The organism is Fructobacillus durionis, assembly GCF_900112405.1.
Classification (GTDB): Bacteria; Bacillota; Bacilli; order Lactobacillales; family Lactobacillaceae; genus Fructobacillus; species Fructobacillus durionis.
Window position 1 is genome coordinate 1 of the sequence record NZ_FOLI01000013.1, and the last position, 6,989, is coordinate 6,989.

A 6,989-nucleotide genomic window follows, 5' to 3' on the forward strand; every position below is an offset into this window, starting at 1 on the left:
CAAATCGTTCTTGATGTTTTCCTTGGCCTGCGCCTTGTCTTCATCATTCAACTTCAACTGGTCAATGTAATCATTGGCCTTGTCCGCTGCGGCCTGAACCAGCAATCCAGCCGCCGCCTTCTTAATCTCATCCACACCCTTTTGAGTGTTTGACTGAACATCGTCGGCCTTGCCTTCACCGTCATCAATTGTTTTATCTGCATTTTCAGCAAGCTTATCAATTTCGGCGTAGGCCTTACCCTTAGCAGAATTAGTATCAGAAGCATCCCCAGCTAAGTTATTCAACAAATTCTTAGCATCTTGAGCAGCTTGTTCAATCGTCTTATAGGCATCCTTCTTCAAATCGAGATAGTTATCAACCGCGGTCTTAGATTGTGCCAAAGCACCAGCAATGTCTTCAGCTTCAGTTACGACATCAATGTTTGAACTAATAACAGATTCAACAAATTTATCCAAAGCAGTCTTAGCATTTACTTTTTCAGCTTCGCTTAGCTTAGCTTCAGTAGCAGCCTTTTCAAACTCATCCTTTGCATACTGACGAAGTGCTTCAGCTGCAGTATTCTTCTGATTGTCCAAGGACGCATGTTCAGCACCCGTAACAGCATCTAACAGTCCCTTCATTTCCTTGAAATGTGGGTTCTCTGAATAGTCAGTCGTCGTATAGAGGACATTTTCATCCTTATCCTCTATATCCGTATCAATGCCTTCGAGCTTAGAAAAGTCCGTTTCGTCAGAAACCTTCGCTTCCGCGGCCTTAAAGGCAGCATCAAGTTTTTCAATTGCTGCCTTCTTTTCAGCAATCGTTAGGTTCTTGTTTCCATTGATAGCATCAACAGCCTTACCGTGTTCAGCAGTCATTGCATCAAGCAGTTCCTGCTTAGCTTCAGTAATACCATCGATTAATTGGCTTGTCTCTTCAACGACTTTATCAATTTCACCCTTAGTCGTCAGACTAGAATCGTTAAGTTTTTCAAGCGCAGCATTGCGCTTTTCTTCAATGTAGGCCTTCTGCTTAGCCTTCTCATCTGCACTAAATGTTGATTCCTTCGTTACAATCTCTTCAGAATCAGGATTAGGAATTCCATCATCGATTAATGACTGTTCATAATCCGCCAAATCATTAATTTGATCAATGGCGTCCTGACGAATCTTAGCCAACGAATCGTGAACGTATGAATTCTTAATGGCTGCATCTAAGTCGGCATTATCCTTGGCATTCGCCACACCTTCACGTGATGTTTGCTTATCAACATTGTCAACAGCAGCATCTAAGGCCTTTTCCAAAGTCTCTTTCAACTGCTTGCTTTGGTCAGATGGCGCATCTGAGGCAGCCAAATCATCCAATGCCTTTTGAGCACGTTCTTTGAAAGAAGCGTTGGCTGAATCCTTATCAGCATTAATGTTCTTCAACTGGTCAAGAGCACCAGGCAAGTTATCCTTAACTTCTTGCGCATTTTTAGAATTGTTGATGATCGCTTTCGAATCACTATAAAGCGTTTCATAAGCATCTTTAGCTGCTTGGCTAGCAGAAGTTCCTGGCTTATTCGCATTGTATGCTGCTTCCAATTTTGACAAAGCCTCGCCACGAATGGCATCAAAGGTAGTACCCGGTGTCTGTGCTTTCGCTAATTCTAATACATATTTTCCATGTGCACTAGCGCTTTGTGCCGTCACACTGCCAGCATCAGAAACACCGTCCACAACGGCCAAATAATCACGCAAGGCATTATCAATCAACTGCTTACGTTCTGCCTTATCAGCATCTGAGAAAGTCGCTTCCTTTTCAACTGCATTGCGAGCATCAGCAGCTGCTTTTTCAGCATCAACATGCAGTTGATTCTTTGAATCATGCAACTTTGAAATGTTATCAACGCCATTCGAAACAGCAGTCTTAACGGTTGCAGCATCATTACCGGCATTTTCAATGTTCGTCATCGCAGCTGAAGCAGCGGCGTCAATCGCCTTCTTCTGGTTACGCTTTGAATCATCAGAAAGTGAGCTATCCGCTTCAACTTGAGCCTTAGCCTTTGCGACCGCATCCTTAATAGCAGCAATGGCGTCAGTTGAAACAACGGGTTGCTTATCATTTGGAATATTTGAGAAATTCGTTACGTCTTTCAACAGCGTCTCAAAGTCTGCATTAGAAGCAGCATCTTGTGCATCCTTAATGGTGGTCGTTCGGTCGGCTGCCTGCTGATAAGTTGAAAGTGCATCGTTGACCTTCTTGATTAAGGCTTGTTTTTCGCTTTCCTTCAAACGACTTTCACCATTAATCTTATCGATGGCCGTCTGGGCCTTATCTGCCAAAGTCTGACGTGACTTATTCTGTTCATTCGTCAAACCTTGAACAGTGGCCATCCCCTCGTTAAAGTCTTTGACCAGGTCATCAACCTTCGTATGGGCTGCCTTCACCTTATCGATGGCAGCATCCCCAGCCTTTTGAACAGATTCCTGTTGGAGGGCCTTTTCAGCCGTAGAAAGTGCAGAATGATTAATTGCCGATTTAGCCGCGTCAACTGCCGCTTGAATCTTAGCAGCATATTCACTTTGACGGTCTGCCATGGACTTGGCTGCCGCCTTCTTATCCTTATCCTTCTGGTCCGTAATTTTCTTGGAGGCCGCATCCCCAGCAGCATCGATATCAGCCGCGTCGTTCATACGGTCAATAATCATGACCTGTTCATCATAGGTTTTGTTCAAGCCATCAATCACCGTCTGCATTTCATCAGACGTCATCGTTGCAGATTGATTTTCAATGTCCTTAATAGCCGCTTGCGCTGCTTCAGCAACCTTTTGACGGGCAGATGTCTTCTTTCCGCTAATGTCCCGGACACGATCCATCTGTTCCTTCAAAGTACCGTTCACAACGGTCTTCTTATCCATGACGGCAAAGTAAGTCTTAGCTTGCTTTCCCTTCCTCTTCACTTCACGATCATAAGCCTTTACGTTCGTCCGCTTTGGCATTCGCTTCGCAAAGATTTCATTCCACACTTCCTGTGAAATATCCATAATGGATGCGATTTGACGGTCAATTTCACCAATCGTAAGGTTGGTATTACCGTTATATGGCGATTGCGCGATATCCTGTTTACGCTTATTCAAATCAGCAATTGCCTGGTCTCGAACAGCGACAAACTGGTTCCACCAGTTCTTACGGGTCGCATCGTAGTTACCGGCATAACGCTTCTTGTTCAAAGCAGCATCAATGTCTTTTGTTAACTGTTCACTTGTATCCGAAATTTTTTCAGAAATTTTTTCAAAAGTCGCGTCATCAATCTCGTTATAAGCCTTCTCTAGGTCAGCATTAATCGCTGCCTGGGCCTTGGCACGCGTCTGATCAACATAGCGCTTTCCAGAACGGTCACGCTTAAGAATCTCTTCTAAATCAGATAGTCCCTTCTCAGCCTTGGCCTTCAACTTCTCACGGGCGGCCTTTTTCTCACTGTGCATGTTCTTCAATGATTCACCATCATTTGAAATAACGGCATAGGCTTCGTCCAAAGTCTTCGCTTGGTCAACTTCACCGTATGCTCGCTGCCAAAGTTCCTTAATAACCGCCAACTGTTTATCACGAGCGGAATAGTCAATGTGTGTGCCGTTAACCACAGCTAACGAATCATCCTTATTGATTTCATCAACGGCTTTGGCATAAATGGCATCTAGAGACTTTTTTACATCTTTTTGTGCATCGGACAGTGTTTGGCGGTTAGCAGCAGCTAACTCACGTAACTTCTTTTCTGCATCCTGCATTGCCTTAAATTGGGCGTAAGCAGACGTTACATTATTCGTTAAATTATCACTGTAACTATTGGCAGCATCCTGTACGGCCTTACCATTTGCAATTTTATTAGCTGAGGTTAATTCCGGATCGTTTTTGATGTCTTCCTTAATTCGTTCAACAATTTTTTGGAAATCAGCTTTCGCCTCTGTGTTCTTAAACAAATTATCCAAGTTTGTTGACGTGATAGCCGTTATGACATCATTAACCGACGCTGTCTTATCAAAGGCAGCGACTTTACCGCTGACAATACCATCGAACTCTGATGTTTTTTTCTCTTTTTCAGAATCTGAAAGACTGTTCAACGCACGCTTTTCGGCAGCATTAATCGCCTGCTGGTAAGCATCAGAAATGGCATCTTGGTACTTGTCTTTCAAAGTCTGCTTGGCAGCTTCTGCTGATTGAGTTACTTCCTCTGAAGTACTTCCAGTAATCCCATTGGCTTGGTCTTCCACCGCTTGATAATAGGCAGCAGAAATTGAAACCTTCTCGGCTTCTGAAAGGCCAGAAACATCAAGAATTTTCTTTAGGTTTTCGTAGTAGGCGTTACCATCGCTGGTAACATCCGACTTGGCAGTCGTGATTAGCTTTTGGGCGGCTTCTTTTTGTTCGAGTGCGGTAATTTTAGAGGAAATTTCATTAAAACTACTCTTAAAACTATTCTCAGTACTATTTACGCTTGATTTATCTGAACATTCTTCTACTTCTTTTAGATACTTTTCCAAAAGATTATTAAATTCATTTTGAATATCAGTTTTATCAATCGTAATCTTCGCTAATCGATCTGCTAATTGTTTTTTACTTGTATAATTTTGTTCTTTGGTCGTTCGTGAACCATTCGTAGCGCTATTGCCACTAGATTGATAAGATGCTACATAACTTGTTGAAATGGCATATGAGCCAAAAGAAGTGAAACTAGAGTATAAATCATTTAAATATTGTCGCGTTCCACCATTTGTTACATAAAATGAGCTGTCACTAACTAGCTTATCCTTATTAACAACGAATTGATCATTCTTAAAAGAGCTAGAGTTCGGACTTTCTTTTTTGGCACGATGTCCCCAACCACCAACTAAGTCATAACCAATATTTTGAACTGCAACAACGGTTGATTTTTTAAGAACTAGAAACACTTCTAGTCTTTGTGTATTCGTATTGTAACGGACATATGCATTACGAACTTCAATGGTTACGCCGGTATAAGCAGAGACTTGTGGCGTCGTCTTATAATCACCCACAATCGCGTCTTCAATACTATTAAAAGTAAAACCATCATATGCCTTACTCTTATCATAAGTACGCTTACCATCCGCAGTAAAATACGCTGGCTTGTACTTAGCCACCGTTGCGTCGGTATTCGAATCCGCACTCACTCGGTGCGTCCCACCAAAGTGCCAACCATGGCCGATGGTGTCTTCAATGTCGGCAGTCATGGCCGTAGCACCAGTAACTGCAAAGGCGGTGATAGCAGCATATAGCCAGTGCTTCCCCGCCTTATACATCTTGAAGTGTTCTTTTCTTGTGTGTTTCGTGTCCATAAATGGGCCCCTTAAAATACAAAATATAAATAGTCGTAACAATATTGTAACATTTATAGTACATATATTTCAAAAGAATACACTATATGAAACGGTTATAATATAAATATTAAAAATACATATCTTTATTTTTAAAAATAATAGATAAAAAAGTGAAGCATACCCCTACTCTCTTTTTATTTTTAAATAAATGTTTTTTCCGGATTAAAAATGACTTTATACTGACTTTTTACCGCGTCAAAAAAACCTTATAACAACAGCAAAAAGCCCCCGAGCATTCTCGCTCGAGGACTTTTTAGAATAATGATTTAGTTCAATAATTACCCTTGCTTCTTCGACTTCTTCTTAGCTGCAAAGAATGCACCCAGTGAAAGTGAAGCTGCGGCAAGCAAACCAGCACTGGCGTGACGGTCTACTCGTTGAGCAGTAGCTGGTAATGTTGCCTTAGCCTTAGGAGCTTCAGCTGCCTTTGGTTCAACGTACAAACCATTACCAGACTGATGTGCCGCTTCCATGGCTGTAATGGCATCTGCATTGATGGCAAGAACGTCATCATATGAATCAGCCGCTGCCAACTTCTGTTCTGCATCAGCCAAGATGGCATCAATCTTAGCCTTTTGCGCTGCCTTATCCGCTGGTGACAAAGTCAAGTCAGCGTCAATGGCGGCCTTTTGCTTGTTTGCTTCCGCAATCAAAGCTTGCTTAGCTGCGTCCTTACGTGCATCCAATGAAGGTTGGTTATTAGCTTCATCAAGAACACTTTGGATAGCTGTATCGAAGCTTGTGTCTGCCACGATTTGGCCAAGCGTTGTTGCATCAGTTGTCGCTTCAATTTGAGCATCAACAGTCGCCACAGCCTGATCAATCTTTTCAAGAGCGTTCTTCTTGTCAGCAGCACTCAAGTTCTTGTTTGAGTTGATAGCATCCTTAGCATCTTGCGCCTTCTTAGCGATGGCTTCCTTGGCTGCCTTCTGTTGATCATCCAATGATGCGTGAGCAGCAACTTCCTTGTTTTCATCTTCAACGGCCTGCTTAAAGTCAGCGGCTGCTGTTGAGTCCTTCAATGATTGTGCATCGTCTGAGTTATTGACTGCATCCGTTGCCTTCTTGGCAGCGTCATCAATGACTTTCTTAGCGGCTTTCTTCTCGTCGTCTGACAAGTTCTTGTTCGCATCGATGTCATCTTCGGCTGCCTTTTGATCAGCAGCAATCTTATCGGTTACAGACTTCTTCTGATCGTCCAATGAAGTATGGGCGTTGATGTCATTGTATACATCGTTAACAGCCTTCTTAAAGTCCGAATCAGCAGTAGAATCTGACAATTCTTGGGCACTGTTTGTATCGTTCAAAGCGTCCGTTGCCTTCTTCGCTTCATCTGCGATAACCTTCTTCGCTGCCTTCTTATCGTCGTCAGTCAAGTTCTTGTTAGCGTCAATAGCATCGTTGGCTGCGTTGGCTGCAGCATCAATTTTCTTAGCTGCATCCTTCTTTTGGTCGTCCAATGAAGAATAGTTGTTTTCAACGTCTGACTTCAAACCTGAAAGGTCTAAATCGATTGTTGAAGCTGCTACCTTGTTCGCCAAGTCTTGGGCATTCGTTGGGTTATCCAACTTTGCCTTGTCGGCTTCTTCAGCGTCATTGATTTTCTTCGTTTCAGCTGCCTTTTGATCATC

The 6,989-nt window shown here is 42.7% G+C and carries 1 protein-coding gene and 1 pseudogene; both read right to left on the bottom strand.

Going from position 1 to position 6,989, the window contains the following annotated elements; translation table 11 throughout:
• Window positions 1-5,316, bottom strand: a 5,316-nt coding sequence (locus BMZ93_RS06435) for a KxYKxGKxW signal peptide domain-containing protein (RefSeq protein WP_143404282.1), incomplete at its 3' end; no start/stop codon positions are given.
• Window positions 5,317-5,636: 320 nt separating this feature from the next.
• Window positions 5,637-6,989, bottom strand: a pseudogene (locus BMZ93_RS06440) (DUF1542 domain-containing protein); the annotation flags it as partial.